An 18363-nucleotide genomic window follows, 5' to 3' on the forward strand; every position below is an offset into this window, starting at 1 on the left:
TCCTTTTTATCTGCTTAAAACTATATTCACTGCTTTTAATAATTGGTCTGGAACAAAAGGTTTTACAATCCATCCTGTTGCTCCTGCCATTTTACCTTTTGCTTTCATTTCATCACTTCTTTCTGTAGTAAGAACCAAAATAGGTGTTTTTGAATATTGTGGTAGTTTTCTCAACTCACCAATAAGAGCTAATCCATCCATATTCGGCATATTTACGTCTGTGATTATTAAATCAAAGTCTGTAGCTTTCGCTTTTGCTAAACCATCGACACCATCAACTGCTTCAGTTACGTTAGTATAACCACCTTCATTTAATGCGTAATTCAGCATATCCCTTAACATTGTAGAATCATCTACTATTAAAAGCTTAACCATATAAATTCCTTCAAAATCTCTACATATAAAAATATTTTAGTACATACTAGCATAAAAAATATTAATTTTATATTATTAATATTTATTGAAAAAAGAATATAAGAGTTTTTTTTGAGGAGAAACTAATCCTAAAATTAGGATTAGTTTGATGATAGTTCTATTCTGTCTTTTTTTACTTTAAGTACTTTTACTTCTATTTCTTGACCAATACTTAAAACATCAGCAATATTATTTACTCTATCTTTTGAGATTTTTGAAATATGTAAAAGACCTTCTCCACCTTTTGGTAAAAGAATAAATGCACCAAAATCTGCTAGCCTTTCTACTTTTCCAAGTACAACTTCATCAACAGAATATAACTTTTCAAAATCTATATTTTTAGAAGCATCTTTTTTTGAAGGAGCATTATTTGAAATAGTTTTAATATGTTCACAAGCATCAAGAATATTTTGTTTATTTCCACCACTTACTTTTACTGTTCCACTATCTTTATCTAAATCAATAGATACTGTGAATTTTTCAATAATTTCTTTTATTGTAGCTCCTGCTTTTCCTATAACTACCATTATTTTACTTGGATCAATAGCAAATTGCTCGATTAAAGGTAAAGCTTCACTTGGAACAATGTCTTTTGCAGCATCTTCCATTAAAGATAAAATATGACTTCTTCCTTCTTTTGCTTGAAGTAAAGCCTCTTTTAAAACTGATAATTCAATTCCTCCAAGTTTTATATCCATTTGTAAAGCTGTAATTCCTTTAGATGTTCCTGCTACTTTAAAATCCATATCACCATCATGATCTTCTAATCCCATAATATCAGTTAAAATAGCATATTTATCATTTTCAACAACCATTCCCATTGCAACACCGGCAACTAAATCAGAAATTGGAATTCCAGCTGCTTTTAATGCTAAAGAACCACCACAAACAGTTGCCATAGAAGAAGAACCATTTGATTCAAGTATTTCAGAAACTAATCTTACAGTTTCATTATAATCTTTATCAATAGTTGCTTCAAGCGCTTTTTTAGCTAAATTTCCATGTCCTAATTCTCTTCTTCCAACTCCAAACATTGGTTTTGCTTCACCAACGCTAAATCCTGGAAAATTATAATGAACCATAAAGTTTTCCATTGAAGTTGATTTGTCTGTTAAAACTTCATACATTTGTCCATCTTTAGGTCCAGCAATTGTTCCAATAACAAGTGCTTGTGTCTCACCTCTTGTAAAAAGACAAGAAGAATGAGTTGATGGTAAAATATTTGTTTCAATTGAAATAGGTCTTACATTTTTAAGTCCTCTTCCATCTGCTCTTACTTTTTCATTTACAATCATAGCTCTTACAATTTCTCTTTTTACAATACTAACTGCTTCATAAATAGTATTAAATTCTATTTCATTTGAAGTACAATAATCATTTTTTGAAATCATTTTTGCAACTTCTTTTAGCTCAGTAGCTCTTTCACTTTTTGCAAGTTTTTTAATAGCTTCTTTAATATCATTTGAAAAATTTTCTCTTACATAAGATATTATTTCTTCTTCTACACTAAATTTTATTAATTCAACTTCAACTTTAGTTTTTGAAACTTCTTCAAAAGCTTTCTCATAAGTTAAATTTGCTTCTTTTAGTGCATTTTGTGCAAAAGATATTGCCTCTATTAAAGATTCTTCATTCATTTCATTTGTATTATGAATTTTAGTAAATGCTTCAATATCAATCTCTATAAGTTCACTTGAAGAGATAGTTTTCATCTCTATCATCAATAATTCATCTTTAGAACCAGCTACATATAAATCTAAAGTTGAATTTTCTAATTGTTCATTTGTTGGATTAATTACAAGAGTATTTTCGATTTTTCCAACTCTAACTCCACAAACTGATTTTTTAATTGGTAAATTTGAAGTATATAAAGCTGCATTTGCTGCATTTAAAGATAAAGTTTGTAAATCAACATTTTTATCAGCACTTAAAACCATAACTGTAATTGTTGTAGGATAAACATAACCTTTAGGGAAAAGTGGTCTTAAACTTCTATCTATCACTCTTGATGTTAATGTTTCAAAATCACTAGGTTTCCCTTCTCTTTTTATAAATCCTCCTGGTAATTTTGCTGCAGCATAAGTTTTTTCAATATATTGAACTGTTAAAGGTGTGAAATCTTCACTAACAGGATTATCAAATTCACTTACAACAGTTGCTAAAACAACAGCATTCCCTATTTTTGCTAGAACAGCACCATTTGATTGTTTTGCTACTTTTTCAAATTCAAAAATCTCTTGTTTTCCATTTAATTCAAATTCACAAACTTTTGACATAATTTTTTATCCTTCTTTATTTATTTTTTCAATATCTTCAAAACTCAACTCTTCTAAACTATCGTAATAAAAATCTATTTCTACAAAATGTTCTAATTTTTTTATAAAATATAAATCATCAGCGATTGCTTCAATAGATGGTATACTTAATACTGGTAATACTGGAACTGCGACTGAAATAGATTTTGCTTTTAAGTTAATGGCAGTTTTTATACAAGCCATTATTGTAAGCCCTGTATTTATTCCTTCATCTACAATTAAAACGTTTTTATTTTCTAATTCTTCTATTTGTTTTCCTTTTCTGAATCTATTAACTCTATTTTTAATAGACTCTTCAAAGATTAATTTAGACTTCGAATATACATAATCTAAACTAATATCAAAAGACTTTAATAGTTCATCATGTATTAAAACTTCTTCATGTTCTGTAACTACTGCTATTTCACAATCTTCATTATTTGGAGCATATATTTTACTTGAAAACATAATATCAAATTTTCCATTTAAAGACGATGCCACAATTTTAGCAATTTCAAAACCACCATATGAACTTGCTATTACAGTCCAATCTTCAAGTCTCATACTATCTATTGGTAATATATCAAGCAGTTTATACGCTGCGACTTCTCTATTCTTAAAAAATATTTTATCAGAACTCATTATTTACTGTTCTCTTCCAATTCATATTTTTGTCTAATTCCACCTATTGGTTTTAAAGTTAAAATTGCATAAAGAACTGTTTGTTCTTTAGCATCATAATCTCCTGTACTTCTAGGATATATTTCTTTTTCAACTAAAAGATCTAAATTCCAACAATTATCATCTATAGCTAAACCTATTCCTTGTCTATTTCTAGTTTTTTCTTTTATATTATAATTTTCATAATATCTCACAGAATAATCTTTTGCTAATTTATAAGCTACATTAAATCTATACGACTCTAAATCTTCTCTATCATTAAAAATATTGTCTGTTTTTTTAGATTGGTAATACCCCGCTCCAAAAGAAAGATAACCAAATTTAAGTGTATTATTAATACTATCTTCTACTACTTGACCATCTTCAATATTGTAAATTATTCTTCCAGAAATTGAACCGTAATCATGATTTATTTTTACGTAGTTTTCATAATCTTCAAGTCTTGCATCACCTATATCATCATATAGAATAGCTTGAGTCATTTTATGATTTATAAATTGTTTTAAATTTTCTTTATCATATAAAGATTGATTCAATGATAAATTTACATATTTTTGATCTTTTAAAGTAGGAAAAATACTCAATTCATTATATCTAGCTTCATCATTTTGTTTTTCAACTGTTATTCCATACAAATCACCATCTTCTTTTAAGTTTTTAGGAATAACATATTCAGCACTTAAATTTATTGTATGTAAATAATCATTGTAAGGTTTAATTAAATCGCTTCCAAGTAATATAGAACTTCTATTTTGAACTAAAGTTCCATCTTCATATTTGTAACTACTAGTACCATTTAGATATTTAAATCCTTCTTTGTAGTTACCATATTCATATTTATTTAGAGTAGTTTTATTTTCTAAAGTAAGATATAAAAAATCATCTGCAAAATATTTTGTATAACTAATAGGAAGATTAAATTCATAAACATTTGCAGTCAAACCTCTTGGTCTAGTATAATTCATATATTTTGCATCCATAGAATAGACTAAACTATCTAATAATTCCTTATTATAAGAGTGAAGATGAACTTGTGGTAATTCTTGAAGAGTTTCATTATTTGAAATCATCTCTTTTGTAGTAGCATCTCTTGATGTATCTATATAATATCTAGCATAAGTTCCTGCATAATAATCTGGAGTATTATAAAAGTAATTAAATTTTGATTCAATTTTTTTATCTGTATTTATAGAATAAGTAGAAGTATCATCAAGATTTTTATATTCAACATCATTTAAATATTTCGCTAAAACATAAACTCCATCTTGATGTTCTTTTTCTGTAGCAAAAAGGTTTCTTCTTGAATATTCTAAATCAGCACCGTAATCTTCACTGTTATTTAAACCTTCTTCTTCCATATAAGTTGATTTTTCATTAAAATATCCAACTTTGATTTTTAATATTGAATCAGGAGAATCTGCATATCTATAAATACCATAAGCACCTTCTCCTCTATTTGTTCTAATTTGGGGAATTAATTCAAAATCATAATTATCTGCTGGAGCAAAAAAGATTGGTTGAGAATATCTAAAACCTTCACTGCTAGAATAACCTAAAGTTGGAATTAATAATCCTGTTCTTCTTGTTGTATCTGTAGGAAATCCAAAATATGGTGTATAAAATACTGGTACATTTTTTACGTATAACCTTGAGTTATATGTATTTATCCACATTTTTTCTGTATCATAGTCCATAGAAGAAGCTCTAATACTCCAAACAGGATCTTCACAATCACAAGAAGAAATAATCGAATTTTCAAGATCCACTAAATCTTTATTTTTATTAGATTCTTTTGTATTTATCCAGATATTACTACTATTTTCATATAAAAAAGTAGGATATTGTTTTGAAACATCATTTTTTAAATCAACAAAAGCATAATTACTTTGTGTTTGAATATTGTTGTCTTTTATAATTAAAACATTATCAAAAAGTTCAAATGTTTCATTATCTTGATCAAAAATAATTTTATCTGCACTTAGATAATATGTAGGTGAATATATCACAACATCGCCAACTGCTGTTATTACTTTATCTTTAGAGTCAATATCTTTAGCAATTAGCTGAAATTTTTCATTATTTAGTTCTTGTGCTTGTAATAAAGCAGAAGTAATTATTAAAGAAGTAATTATTTTACGCATTTACCACCAACGTTTTACCAGTAAAATCATGGAATGTTTTTCTCCCATCGTTAAAAAAGCCTATTAAAAAACCTATATAAAAGAACATTTCTGAAAAAATTCTTCCAACGGCTCTTAATAAAGCTGAAAATATAGATACCCTACCCCAATGATATGCATCAATTACTCTAATTTTTGCAACAATTTTTCCTATAGTTGCTCCATAGTACCAAACAAAAAAAGTTTGATAAATAATTTTTAAAACAAATAAAGGCATTACTAACTCTGTTTGCATTAAATATATCATTGCATCTGTATCATGACTAACAGACATAATATTATCCCAAAAAATAGCCATAACAATTATTGTAACAATTAAATCATCAATAATATAAGCAAATGCACGTGAACGCATTGAAGCCAACTGAAGATTAGAACTATTATTTTCCATAAATTATTACTTTAAAGCTTGATAAGCTATATCTGAACGACATTTTTTACCAGAAAAATGAACTTTAGTAGTTAATTTATATGCATTGTCTCTTGCTTCTTTTATAGTTTTTCCAAAACCTACACAAACAAGAACTCTTCCACCTGTTGCAATTAATTTTCCATCTATTTTTTCAACACCTGCATAAGAGATATGGGAATTATTTAAAAGTTCATTTTCAATTTCATCAACAGTTATCTCTACAGGTTTACTAGAACTATAAGGATAGTTTTCACTCGCAATTACTACACCCACACCAAATTCATCTTTGATTTTAATGTCCAGTTTATCAAGCTGTTTCGTTGCACCTTTATAAAATAGTTCTGAAACAGGTGTATCTAAAAGTGGCATTAAAATTTCACACTCAGGATCACCAAATCTAACATTATATTCTAAAATAATTGGTTCACCTTTTACAACCATTACTCCAATAAATAACACACCTTCAAAAGGTGCACCTTCATTTTGCATTCCTTTTAAAGTTGGTTTTATCACTCTTTCTTCAATTTTTTTGTAAATATCGTCATTTACAAGTGGAGTTGGAGCATAAGCACCCATTCCTCCAGTATTTGGTCCAGTATCACCATCCCCTACTCTTTTATGATCTTGAGCTGCTGGTAAAACTTTATAATTTTCACCATCACAAATTGCAAAAACTGATAATTCATATCCATCTAAGTATTCTTCAACAACGACACTCGTTCCAGCATCTCCAAATGAAGCACCAGAAAGCATATCTGAAACTGCTGTTTTTGCTTCATCTTTTGATTGAGCAATAATTACACCTTTTCCTGCACATAAACCATCTGCTTTTACAACTATTGGTAAATTCATAGTCTCAATAAAATCAAAAGCTTCTTTTTTATCTGAAGTTTCAATAAATGCTGCTGTTGGTATGTTATATTTTTTTAATATATTTTTCATATAAACTTTAGAACCTTCAAGTCTAGCAGCTGCTGCACTTGGTCCAAAAATTGTTAAGTTATGTTTTTTAAATATATCAACAACACCATCTACTAAAGGAGCTTCTGGTCCTACAATAGTTAAATCAATAGAATTATCTTTTGCCCAAATTGCTAAATCATTATAATCTTTTATATTTATATTTTTCCCTAATTTATCAGTAGCACCATTTCCTGGCATAAAAAATAGATTATGAGCATTTTCTTTGAATATAGATAATCCAATAGAGAATTCTCTACCACCACTTCCTAGTATTAATATATTCACGATAATTCCTTGTAAAACAGATTAAAAAATATTTATCCAAGTAGCCGTTAACCATTAAATGGCCCACATAAGCCACAAATTGCAGACAAGTGCAAATTTTAGGAGCGAGAACGCAATGAATCGCTGCACACCATCTGACTACATATTGTCTACGAAAATTAATTATTCGGACCCACAACAATGGAAATCTCGAACCACTTAGACGCAGATATTTTATTTAAAAAATGATTAAATTAGAGTTAAGAGAGTTGTTTAGCTAATTTTATACACTCTTCAACTGAAGTTTGAGAACTAATTTCATAATTTATATTTGAAGGCAAAAACTCAGCTGTAGTTTTTCCAATAACAATAGCTTTATATGAATCTTTCCAAGAGTATTGTTTAAAAAAACATTCAACACTTGAAGGAGAGGTAAATATAAATATAGAATTTTCTTCTAAAATGATATTTGATTTTTTACAAGAAGTTTTATAAGCGATTATTTCATCTAAAAAAACACCATTTTCTTTTAAAATATTTGGCAAATTTGAAACTGTTTTTAAAGCCTTAACATATAACACTTTTTTATCTTTTAAAACATCTTTTAATTCATAAGCAAAATCATTTCCATGCCCAGAGTTTCCTATAAATTCAACAACTCCACCCAATTTTATTATAGTATTTGCTGTTTTTTGAGCTATCGCATAAGAAGGAATATTTTTCCAATCTTGATTAAAAGAGTTTATAGCTTTTACACCATTTTTTGATGTAAAAACTAAAGCATCATATTTTTTTAAATCAATATCTGATTTTATATACTTTATTTGAAAAACTTCTAAATTTTCGATACCTTCATGTTTTTGTTCATTTAATAAATATATTTTTTTCATTTAGAATTTATCTCTTTTAAATAATTTATAGCATCATCAAGACTTTTATATATCTTAATATTTTTAAAAATACCAGAATCATCAATCGATAAAATTCTTTTTTTATGTCTATGTCTCATAACTAAAACTATTTCTAACTCTTTTTCTTTAAATTTTTCAATAATATCTTCAAGTTTAAAAATAGCAGAAATGTCTAATAAATGAATATTTTTACAATCAATAATAATATTTTTATCATTTTTGATTTTTTCTAAAGTATTATCTAAAGCTGTTGCTGTTCCAAAAAATAAAGAACCTTTAACTCTAATAATTTCTATATCAAAAATTTTATTATGTTCATTAAATGATATTTTTGATGGTATGATTTTCATTTGAGTTTTCATAGAAATTTGATAAAGCGCAAGTATTGATGCTATTGTGATACCTACTCCAACAGCCATTATTAGGTCAACAAATACCGTTAAGAAAAATACAACTAACATAATAATTAAATCTTCTTTTGAAACTTTTGTAATAATTTTTAAAAATCTATAATCTAATATATCAATACCAACTTTTATTAAAATTCCAGCAAGTAAAGCTAATGGAATTTTTGAAGCAAGTGGTGCAAAAAAAAGTATGATTAGCAATAATGTAATAGAATGAACTATTCCTGATAATTTTGTTGTTCCACCATTATTTATATTAACAATAGTTCTCATAGTAGCACCAGCACCAGGAACTGCTCCAAAAAATGAACATATAGTATTTCCTATACCTTGACCTATTAGCTCTTTTTTTGAATTATGTTTTGTTTTCATCCTTGAATCAACTAACACAGATGTTAGTTGCGTATCAATAGAACCTAAAAGAGCCAAAGTTATTGCATATGTAAATATTATATTTAGATGTAAAATATCAAATGAAAATGGAAAATTAAATTCAGGTAAAGCTTTTGGAATTTCTCCAATCGTCATAACATTAAAATTCATATAAATAGAGATTATAGTTACAACAAATAAAGCAATTAAAGCAGAAGGAACGATTTTTGATACTCTTTTTGGAGTTAAAAACATAATTATTAAAGTAATACTACCAATTAGTAAAGCATCATAATTTATATTTTTTAATGTTTCAGTAATATGAGTAAGAACGTATACTATTGAACTATTTGATTCTACTCCAAAAAATGGATTTATCTGTAAAATCATAATAATTACGCCTATTCCACACATAAACCCAGAAATAATTGGATATGGAATATATTTTACCCACTTTCCTAAATCAACTATTCCAAATAAGATTTGTAAAAGTCCAGCTAAAAAGACAACCATCATTGCTGATGAAAAATCATTTGGAAAAGCTGCTAAAATTGCTGCAAAAACAACTGTCATAGGTCCAGTTGGTCCTGATACTTGAACAGGAACTCCTCCAAAGAGTGCTGCAAAGAATCCTAATATTATTGCGCCATAAAGTCCTGCTGTTGCTCCTGCTCCACTTACAACACCAAATGCTAAAGCTAAAGGAAGTGCTACAACAGCAACAGTAATCCCTGATAAAATATCATTTTTTATTATATTTAATTTACCCAAGAATTTTTCTCCAGAACTTTTTTTAATTATCTTTCTAAATACTCTTCATCACCCATTTTGTCATTCTTTCCACGTGCTATAACATGGATTGGTGTTCCTTCAAAATTGAATCTTTCTCTTAAAAAATTCACTAAATATCGTTTATATGAATAGTGTAAAAGATTTGGTTTATTCATAACAAGAGCAATTTTTGGAGGTCTAGTTGAAAATTGAGTTGTATAATATATCCTTAAATATGCACCATTTGGACTAGGAAGAGAGTGTCTAATAACAGCTTCTTCAATAACTTTATTTAATTGTGAAGTTGGTATTCTTTGTGTATAGTTATCAAAGATTTCTATGATTTTGTCTTTTAATCTTTCTATACTTCTTCCTGTTTTTGCTGAAACTGCAATAATAGGAGCATAAGATAAAAATCTAAATCTTCTTCTTATCTCTTCTTCTATTTTTTGGAATGTGTCCATATTTTCATCCCATTTATTTAAAACAATAATTGTTCCTAATCCATATTCATCAACTAATCCAGCAATTTTTTCATCTAAATCAGTTAATTCTCTTGAAGCATCAAGTACAACTAATGCCATATTTGCTTTTTCAAGCATCTCTTTAGTTCTCATTAGAGCATATTTTTCTATTCCTTCTATGCTTCCTCTTCTTCTTAAACCTGCTGTATCAACAAAAGTGATTTGTTTTTCTTTATATTCAAAAGATTCATCAACAGGATCAATTGTAGTTCCTGCAATTGGAGAAACAACTGAACGTTCTGCTCCTACAATAGCATTTAAAACTGAAGATTTTCCTACATTTACTCTTCCAATAATTGCAACATTTATTTTGCTATCATCTATTTCAACTGTTTCTTCTTCAAGAGATTCTATACCTTCACTTGAAAAATCTTCTTCATCATCAAATTCAAAATTTTCTTCTCTTTGTTTTTTTAATGCTTCTGCTTCTTCCCTTGCTACTGTTTCAAGGTTTACTGGAAGATGTTTGTAAATCCATTCAAATAATAGTTTTGTTCCACGATTGTGAGAAACTGAAATTCCAAAAAGATTTTCATCTCCTATTCCAAATTCAAAAAATTCCCAAAGTCTTTCTAACTCTTTATCATTATCTATTTTATTTACAACTAAAGCTAACTCTTTTCCTAATCTTTGTAGTTCATAAAATAACTCTTTATCTTTATCATCAGGTATATTTTTTCCATCAACCATAAAAAGTATAATATCCGCTTCTTTTGCAGTTTCTATTGCTTTTCTTTTTACATTTGAAAATATTGCATCATTTGTATCGTCAATACCACCTGTATCAACCAAAAGTCCAACTCTGTCTAAAATCTCTATTTCGTGTTTTCTGATATCTCTAGTAGTACCTGCCATATCCGAAACAATAGCAATTCTTTTATTTGCAATTCTATTAAATAGTGAAGATTTTCCTACATTAGGTTGTCCAATCAATGCTATTTTTTTTAGTGTGTTATCCATCTATTTTTTAATCCTATTTTTTCATTATAAAATAAAAAAGGTATTAGCGCGTTTGCTAATACCTTTTTTTGATAAGAGCTCTTTTTAATACAACCCAAATTTACCTGGAATTGAACTTTTATATAAAACTCTCATATTATTATCTTTATCATAGAAAACTTTGAATGCAGCAGTTGAATTTTTTAACTCTTCAAGTGCTTCTTCAATATCTATTGGTTTATATGAAGTAAGTCTAACTGGCATTATTTCATCTTCAAATTTTTCAAGTTCTTTTGCAATTTTATCTTCAATTTCATTTACTTCAACTTCGCTAAGTTTTGTTGCTTTGTGAGAAGCTATTTTATCATGATGTCTTCTTAAAACTTTTGATACTCTATCAACAGCAATATCGATTGCTGCATATAAATCTTTATCTTTCTGTTTTACAACAACAGTATCAATATTTGCAATATTTAAAGTAAATTCGAATGAAAATGCTTTTTTACCTTGTTTTTCATCTGCAGAAATAGTAGAAGCAACAGAAATAATATCTAAATTATATTTTTTAAACACTTCAACTGAACTATTAACATAATCTTTTATCGCATCCGTTAAATTTATGTGTCTTCCTACAATGCTTGTATTCATAACATACTCCTTTAAATAATTTATTTATTCTATCATAAAAAAGGTAAAATAGCTATAAGCCTATAATATCGGTATTAAGAAGTGAAGAATTAGAGAAAAAACCTTGTATTTTTTTAAATATTTTTAACTTTTCAAAGCATTTTTTTGTAGTAAAAATTGATTAAAAAATCAATTCGCTCCAAAATTCGCTCCAATTTTTTTATTTTGAACAAAATTCTTTGAAAATTTGAATACAAGTTATTATAAAACAAGTTTTAAATATACTCAAAATTTCCAGATAATAATTTAAGCATATTGCGTAACTTATTAAGAATAAATTAATATTTTAGTTGATTTTTTTATAAAATTTATATATAATCTTAAATTAATATAAAATACATTCGTAATAAGCTTAAAGGAATAAAATGAGAATGAAACCAATATTTATAGCTATTCTTGAAGAATTACATATAGAAAATAAATTCGTTAGCTTAAAGTTTTTAATTAATAAATTAGATAAATATAAACCTAGTGTAAGAACATTGCAAGCTAATTTAAAAGAGTTAGTAGAGAGTAATAGAGTAATAACTCAAGGTAGCGCATCTACAACTGAGTATGCAATTAATGATATTATCTCAAATTATAAAAGATTTGAATTTATTTATGTGCTTAAAGATAATGAAATTGCAGGTATTTTATTTAAATTAAACGATAGATATAGATTTTATTATGATAATGAATTTTTGATAAATAAATCTAAGCCTATTCCTAGTTTAGATTTACAAATAAGTCCATTTGATTTTAATAATATCCCTGCAGTGTTTGAAGAAAATATACCAGAGGGGATTAATAGAGAAATACTAGAAACAACTTCAAAAACTGCTGATGAGTTTAAAATATTAACAATGCTAGAAGATAATATAGGTGATTTGTCTTTTACAAAAACAAGAGAAATAGTAAAGAATACAAGCTCTAATCGTCCTTATTCATCCTCTTTAAGTGAAATATTAGGTACTAATCCAAAAATTAATATTTTAAAAGATTTTGTAGTTGATATTGAAGACGAAATATTATTTCCTGATGGTTATGATATCTCAAAATTAGAGATAAAAAAAGCTCATGGGATATCTGGATTTCAGTATAAAAAATTGGTTAATATAGATATGGATAATAAAAAGATAGTATTAGATGATTCTATACATGCATATATACTAAAACCATACAGTAAACCAAAGGCAAATAAAGACAATGAAAATTATTTTCCTCATATATCTTTAAATGAGCATTTATTTATGTCATTTGCTAAAAATACATTAGGCTTTAGAGTTCCATTTAGTGCAATTGTAAAAAATGCAAGTGATGAAGAGTACCACTATATTGTAAAAAGGTTTGATAGGTTTGGATTACATAGATATGCTAAATCTACATTTGCCGTTTTTATGGGATTAAGAAGTGATAATAAATATGATACAACTAGTGAAAGATTATTTGAAAGAATCGCAAAAGAACTAATAAATCCTCGTGAAAGAATGGAACTTTTAAAACATTATGTTTATTCTATAATTATTCAGCATGAAGATATGCATACAAAAAATTTATCATTAATATATGATAGAAATTTAGTTTTTTTTGCACCTTTATATGATGTATCTTGTACGGGTTTGTATGATACATCGAAAGGTTACGATTCTCATTTAACTATAAATGGAAAACAATCAAATATTAGGCCAAATGATTTTAAACCATTGTGTGAAAGATTAGGCGTAGATTTTAAAGCATTTAAAGAAGAAGCTCACTCAATTGCAAAATTATATGAAACTGAATTACCAAGTTACATAGAAGAGATTAAAGCTTTAGGATCAATTCCATTTTATAAAAAAGTACAAAAAACAAAAATAGGAGAAGGTGTATATTGGAAAGCATCAAAGGAGCCTATCGAGTTTCACGAGGTATTAAGTAAATTTCACAAAATAAGAGTTGAACATTTGAAAGAACATGGTTGGATTATTGACTAAGGCTAATTTAATCTTTTTTTCTAATTTTTGATTCATAATAAGCTAACATAATTACAACTAACGCAACAACTATAAAACCTATTACTTCATTTTGAAAATCTTCCATTTAAAATCCTACTTTAATATATAATTTTTTATTAGCATTTATTCTACTAATTTTTATCAAAAAGATGTATTATTAAAAACTAGAAATAAGTTATACAAGCTTTTTTAAACATTCTTTTAATTTTTTACTTTCTTGACTAGCATTAGTTGCAAATCTTATTATTGGAATATTATATTTCTCTAATATTTCATCTTTTAATTTATCACGCTTTTTTTGAATTGGACTATCCTCATGATACTTATAACCATCAACTTCAATTGCCAATACAATCTGTTTATTAATTTTGCTATATATTAAAAAGTCTATATGAGTATTTTCATTATTTACAAATTTAGTTTCTTCTTCATTTAGTAAACTAAAATCTTTAATTATCACACGTAATTGTCTATGTAATACAACATCTAAGTGAAGAAAGTTATCCTCTTTCAGTACTTCATCAATTATAAGGCTCATCAAATTTTCAGATTTATGTTCAGATACATTTTTATATTTTTGTTGATACTTATTTAGATGAGAAGAATAGCTTTTATAAAGTAAATCAAATATTGAGTAAATTTTACTTTCTACAATATCACAATTATAATACTTAATATATCCTACTAAATCTTTCATATTTTGATTCTTTTCTCTATCTGAAACTACTACATAAAGTTTATCTACAGCTCTTGAAATAGCAACATTTAACAAGTTCTTATCATCAGCGAATTCATCTTCATCATTTACTACTGTACTTAAAATGATTATATTTTTTTCACGACCTTGATATTTATGTACAGTATCAACTTCTATTTCTTTATTATTTTTATACTCTTCATTTATTTTATTTACTTGTTTTCTAAATGGAGAGATTATTCCTATGCTACTATCATTTAAATTAGGTAATATCTCGTTAGTAATTACGTCAATTTGACGTTGATTGTATTTTCCTCTTGCATGATTTCCTTCTGCAGTATTAAATAAAACTAAAGGTGATTCATTTTCATTTTTGAATTTTGTTAGAACTATTAGCTCGTTATTATAAAATTTTTTATTACAAAAACCTATGATTTTTGGATTGCATCTATAGTGCTCTTTTAAAAGTGTTTTGGGAACGTCTTTAAAAATTTTAGTAATTGATAGTAACAAGTTATTGTCATAATGATATGCTTCATCAACTTTGTATTGGTTGTAAACAATTTGAATTAAATCTTTTGTTTCATTTGTAATTACATGAGGTAGTTGTTTTAGGTCACCAACAATAACCACATTTTTTGCACAAGATAAAGCTAAAGAACCTGAAAGCAGATCAACTTGAGAAGATTCATCTATTATCAAATAATCATATAAATAACTATTCCCAGTAGAGTTTCTTAAGGAATGTGTTGTACTTAAAACAATAGGATATTCTTCAATGAAACTTCTAAAGTCTCTCCATAAAACATCACTATTAAAACTTGTTCTTGTAGTGCCATATTTATATTTATTTGCGATAAATCTTTTTAATAAAAACATTGACTTTTGGGTATATAACTTCATTTTATTTTCAAAATCAAAATTTGATAACTTATTTTCAAAAGTATTTATTTGTTTAGTTATTTCAATTTCTTTATTTTCATAAAATAAACTTTGAAGATATTCAATTATTGAATTTATCGAGTATTTATAAATTGAAAAAGAAAAGAGTCTATATTTTATAAGATTCTTTATTTTAAACAAAAGCGTTATTTTTTTATTTAAAAGTTGAATATTCTCAAACTCTGCCAATAAAGAAAGTATAGAATCAATATCGTACTTGTTGAAACTTTTAAAATATTCTATATTTTTATCTTTTTTTTCATAGTAGTCTAAAAAATGTTTTTTTTCTACTTTAAATTCTTCATATAGTTGTTTTTGTAATGCTAATTCATTCTGAGTAGATAACATCTCTTTAATAGATTTACTATCTAGGCTTACTTCTTGATATAGTTTTTTAAAATCAACCTCAGTTTTTTCATTTACAAAGTTAGGATAACTAGTGTCTTGATTATTAAAAAACTCTTCTTGATTATCTTTATTACCCAAAAAAGCTGATATAAAAGACAAATCGTAACTATTTAATTTATCATATACATTTTTTGTTGCTGCATTATTATTTGACACAATAGCAACTGTTTTTTCTTGCATTATAATATTTGATAAAATATTTAATATAGTTTGTGTTTTACCAGTACCTGGAGGTCCTTCTATAATACTTATTTGATTTGTTAGTGCATTTTTTACAGCTTTTTCTTGGCTTAGGTTGAATCCAAATGGAAAGATTATAGTAGATTTATTTTCAAAAGTATCAATACTACTAGAACTTAAATATTTAGATAAAACACTATCTTCACTTATGAAAGTCATTTTTTTATATTGTTTATCTAAAAATCCAACTTCTTCTTTATCATCACTATTATTTAATCTTTCTGCTAAATTTTTTAAATACTCTAATACACTATTTACTCTATTATTGTTTAAAGAATTTTTTTCTATTTTAATATGCTTTTTATCATACAATCTATAACTGCCATCTTCAAAAAAAACTTTCAAGTGACTTTTAAAATCAAGAATTTTAGATATCTTAAATAATTGTTTCCCATTTGAAAAAACAATACAACTATTTATATTTACCTCTGTAGGATTTTCAATTATCTTAACTTTATCTAAACTATATTGGTATTTTGTATTGTTATTTTTAAAAACTACATCAACTTTATTTTTATTAACATCAAAACTTTCAATCTCTTCTGTTTTATCTTCATCATTAATTAGAATTAAATATTTATTTATATCCATATAACTTTACTTTATCTTTCTTAAGTTCTCTAATAACACTATCTCTTAAAAATGGAACAGCACAAACAATAGATATTAAATCATCATTTTTATTTATACGAATAATTACATTTTCATCTTCATCACCAGTTGTAATTACATGAACATTTAAAACTTCAACATGTTTTTCTTTTATAATTTCTAAAAGCCAAGAAAGAAAAGCTTCATGCTCATCAGCTCTACTTTTCCCCATAAAATTTTGACCAAGATGCCAATCAGATGTATGCAATAGTTTCATATTTAAAATTCTTTATTAATTTATTATTTAATTATTATATAAAAATCTAGTCACATTTCCGTCACATTTTATTATTTTTTATTTATATTTACATATAAAGGGGTTAAATATACACAATAAATTTTGTAAATTATTCATATGTCAATAAACTTAAAATAGCTATAATCCGATAATTACAAAGTATATATAAAGGAAAAAATTGAAAATTAGTGTAAATTCTCTTTGTCCCTGTGGAAGTTTAAAAAAATACAAAAAATGTTGTAAAATTTTCCATGACAATATAAAAAAACCATCAAATGCTTTAGAACTTATGAAATCAAGATTTAGTGCTTATGCTTTTAAACAAAGTGAATATATTATAAAAACTACTCATAAAGATAATCCTGATTTTTCTACGAACATATCTGTATGGAAAGAGGAAATAGAGATGTTTTCTAAAAATACAAATTTTGAGAAATTAGAGATTTTAAACTTTGAAGAAAGTGAATTTGAAGCTTTTGTAACATTTAAAGCAACCCTATTTCAAAATAACAGTGATATATCTTTTATAGAAAAAAGTAGATTTAAAAAACTTGGTGATATTTGGCTTTATGTAGATGGAAAGTTTTATGATAAAGATGAAAAATTATTAAATTAGAATAATTTCAATACTTATATTTTTGTCTTTTGAAGTAACTACTATCGTTTCTAATACTGATGTTGCCATTTGTTATCCTTAAACTAAAATGCTATGTTTAAAATAAGTCCAATAAAAATTAGTATTACACCTATTTTTAAGAATAATGCCTTACTTACAAATATTCTGATATATAAGTCAAATTGATAAAACCAATTTAATTTACCTTCTTCATTCATTTTTAAACGCTCTTGTAACACTTCTTTAGAAGATTTTTTACCCCAAAATCTATCATCAAAACCTATGTCAATTTTTACGTATATTTGAAGCAAAATTAAAAATACTCCTAAAAAAAACATGTATAAACTAAATTCGTTCATTTTCTTATCCTACCTTTTTAAATGATTTTAAATTTCTCTTATTATGGAAATTTCATAACTTTTTCTAAATCTTTTATAACTTCTTTAAAAAAATTATTTACATCTCTATTCGAACTTAAATTAAATTCATAATTATTATTATTTATAAACATTGAGTTCAATACATCAAAATTACTATCTAATCTAAATTCCTTTGAATAAATTAACATCTTATCATTTAAAGATTTTATATCTTCTGCATAAACTTTTATATTATTTTTACTCCAATTCTTAGATATATTTTCTACATCGTATAATTTTAATGATACAATCATAGTAGATGGTTCACAGCCCATACCATATGTACTGATATATTCTTCAGCTTTTATAACTAATAATTTCTTTGTAGGTTCAATATATCTTATTTTTACATTTTTT

At 26.0% G+C, this 18363-nt stretch carries 16 protein-coding genes; 2 read left to right on the forward strand and 14 right to left on the reverse strand.

Features of this window, described 5'->3' with window-relative positions; genetic code table 11:
- Positions 1-6 precede the first annotated feature (6 nt).
- The 10 genes from B0175_RS02260 to hpf all read right to left on the reverse strand — a co-directional run bounded on the left by B0175_RS02260 (position 7) and on the right by hpf (position 11780).
- Positions 7-375 carry a response regulator gene (locus B0175_RS02260; protein WP_108527094.1) on the reverse strand — a complete coding sequence of 123 codons (369 nt, stop codon included), beginning with the start codon at positions 373-375 and terminating at the stop codon, positions 7-9.
- 140 nt (positions 376-515) lie between these two features.
- The gene (locus B0175_RS02265; RefSeq protein ID WP_108527095.1) at positions 516-2690 is read right to left on the reverse strand and encodes a polyribonucleotide nucleotidyltransferase; all 2175 of its coding nucleotides are present in this window, start codon (positions 2688-2690) and stop codon (positions 516-518) included.
- A 6-nt stretch (positions 2691-2696) separates the two neighbouring features.
- On the reverse strand, positions 2697-3350 hold the full coding sequence (locus B0175_RS02270; protein ID WP_108527096.1) for a phosphoribosyltransferase: 654 nt from the start codon (positions 3348-3350) through the stop codon (positions 2697-2699).
- Entirely contained in the window at positions 3350-5530 is a 2181-nt protein-coding gene (locus B0175_RS02275; protein WP_108527097.1) for an LPS-assembly protein LptD, read from the reverse strand. Before B0175_RS02275 ends, B0175_RS02270 begins: the two co-directional genes overlap by 1 nt.
- Positions 5523-5960, reverse strand: coding sequence for an RDD family protein (locus B0175_RS02280; RefSeq protein WP_108527098.1), 438 nt, complete (start codon positions 5958-5960; stop codon positions 5523-5525). The genes B0175_RS02275 and B0175_RS02280 overlap by 8 nt, the downstream gene beginning before the upstream one ends.
- 6 nt (positions 5961-5966) lie before the next feature.
- Entirely contained in the window at positions 5967-7229 is a 1263-nt protein-coding gene (gene purD / locus B0175_RS02285) for a phosphoribosylamine--glycine ligase (protein ID WP_108527099.1), read from the reverse strand.
- 239 nt (positions 7230-7468) lie between these two features.
- Positions 7469-8098, reverse strand: coding sequence for a uroporphyrinogen-III synthase (locus B0175_RS02290; RefSeq protein WP_108527100.1), 630 nt, complete (start codon positions 8096-8098; stop codon positions 7469-7471).
- Positions 8095-9669 carry a SulP family inorganic anion transporter gene (locus tag B0175_RS02295; protein WP_108527101.1) on the reverse strand — a complete coding sequence of 525 codons (1575 nt, stop codon included), beginning with the start codon at positions 9667-9669 and terminating at the stop codon, positions 8095-8097. Before B0175_RS02295 ends, B0175_RS02290 begins: the two co-directional genes overlap by 4 nt.
- 26 nt (positions 9670-9695) lie before the next feature.
- A complete protein-coding gene (gene der / locus B0175_RS02300; protein WP_012012870.1) occupies positions 9696-11153 on the reverse strand; it encodes a ribosome biogenesis GTPase Der in 1458 nt (485 codons plus the stop codon).
- A gap of 84 nt (positions 11154-11237) precedes the next feature.
- Positions 11238-11780: a ribosome hibernation-promoting factor, HPF/YfiA family gene (gene hpf / locus B0175_RS02305; protein WP_108527102.1), complete on the reverse strand. Its 543-nt coding sequence runs from the start codon at positions 11778-11780 to the stop codon at positions 11238-11240.
- A gap of 404 nt (positions 11781-12184) precedes the next feature.
- Here hpf and B0175_RS02310 point away from each other — a divergent pair, with 404 nt between their 5' ends.
- Entirely contained in the window at positions 12185-13774 is a 1590-nt protein-coding gene (locus B0175_RS02310; protein ID WP_108527103.1) for a type II toxin-antitoxin system HipA family toxin, read from the forward strand.
- A gap of 196 nt (positions 13775-13970) precedes the next feature.
- Here the strand turns inward: B0175_RS02310 and B0175_RS02315 are convergent, their stop codons facing one another.
- Positions 13971-16673, reverse strand: coding sequence for an AAA domain-containing protein (locus B0175_RS02315; protein WP_108527104.1), 2703 nt, complete (start codon positions 16671-16673; stop codon positions 13971-13973).
- Positions 16660-16950: a hypothetical protein gene (locus B0175_RS02320; protein WP_108527105.1), complete on the reverse strand. Its 291-nt coding sequence runs from the start codon at positions 16948-16950 to the stop codon at positions 16660-16662. The genes B0175_RS02315 and B0175_RS02320 overlap by 14 nt, the downstream gene beginning before the upstream one ends.
- Positions 16951-17149: 199 nt before the next feature.
- Here B0175_RS02320 and B0175_RS02325 point away from each other — a divergent pair, with 199 nt between their 5' ends.
- On the forward strand, positions 17150-17587 hold the full coding sequence (locus B0175_RS02325; protein ID WP_108527106.1) for a YchJ family protein: 438 nt from the start codon (positions 17150-17152) through the stop codon (positions 17585-17587).
- Positions 17588-17670: 83 nt separating this feature from the next.
- Here the strand turns inward: B0175_RS02325 and B0175_RS02330 are convergent, their stop codons facing one another.
- Positions 17671-17946, reverse strand: a complete 276-nt coding sequence (locus B0175_RS02330; protein ID WP_108527107.1) for a hypothetical protein — start codon at positions 17944-17946, stop codon at positions 17671-17673.
- A gap of 41 nt (positions 17947-17987) precedes the next feature.
- Positions 17988-18363, reverse strand: a 376-nt coding sequence (locus B0175_RS11230; RefSeq protein ID WP_210004233.1) for a hypothetical protein, incomplete at its 5' end; no start/stop codon positions are given.

The sequence above is a fragment of the Arcobacter lacus genome (assembly GCF_003063295.1).
GTDB lineage: Bacteria > Campylobacterota > Campylobacteria > Campylobacterales > Arcobacteraceae > Aliarcobacter > Aliarcobacter lacus.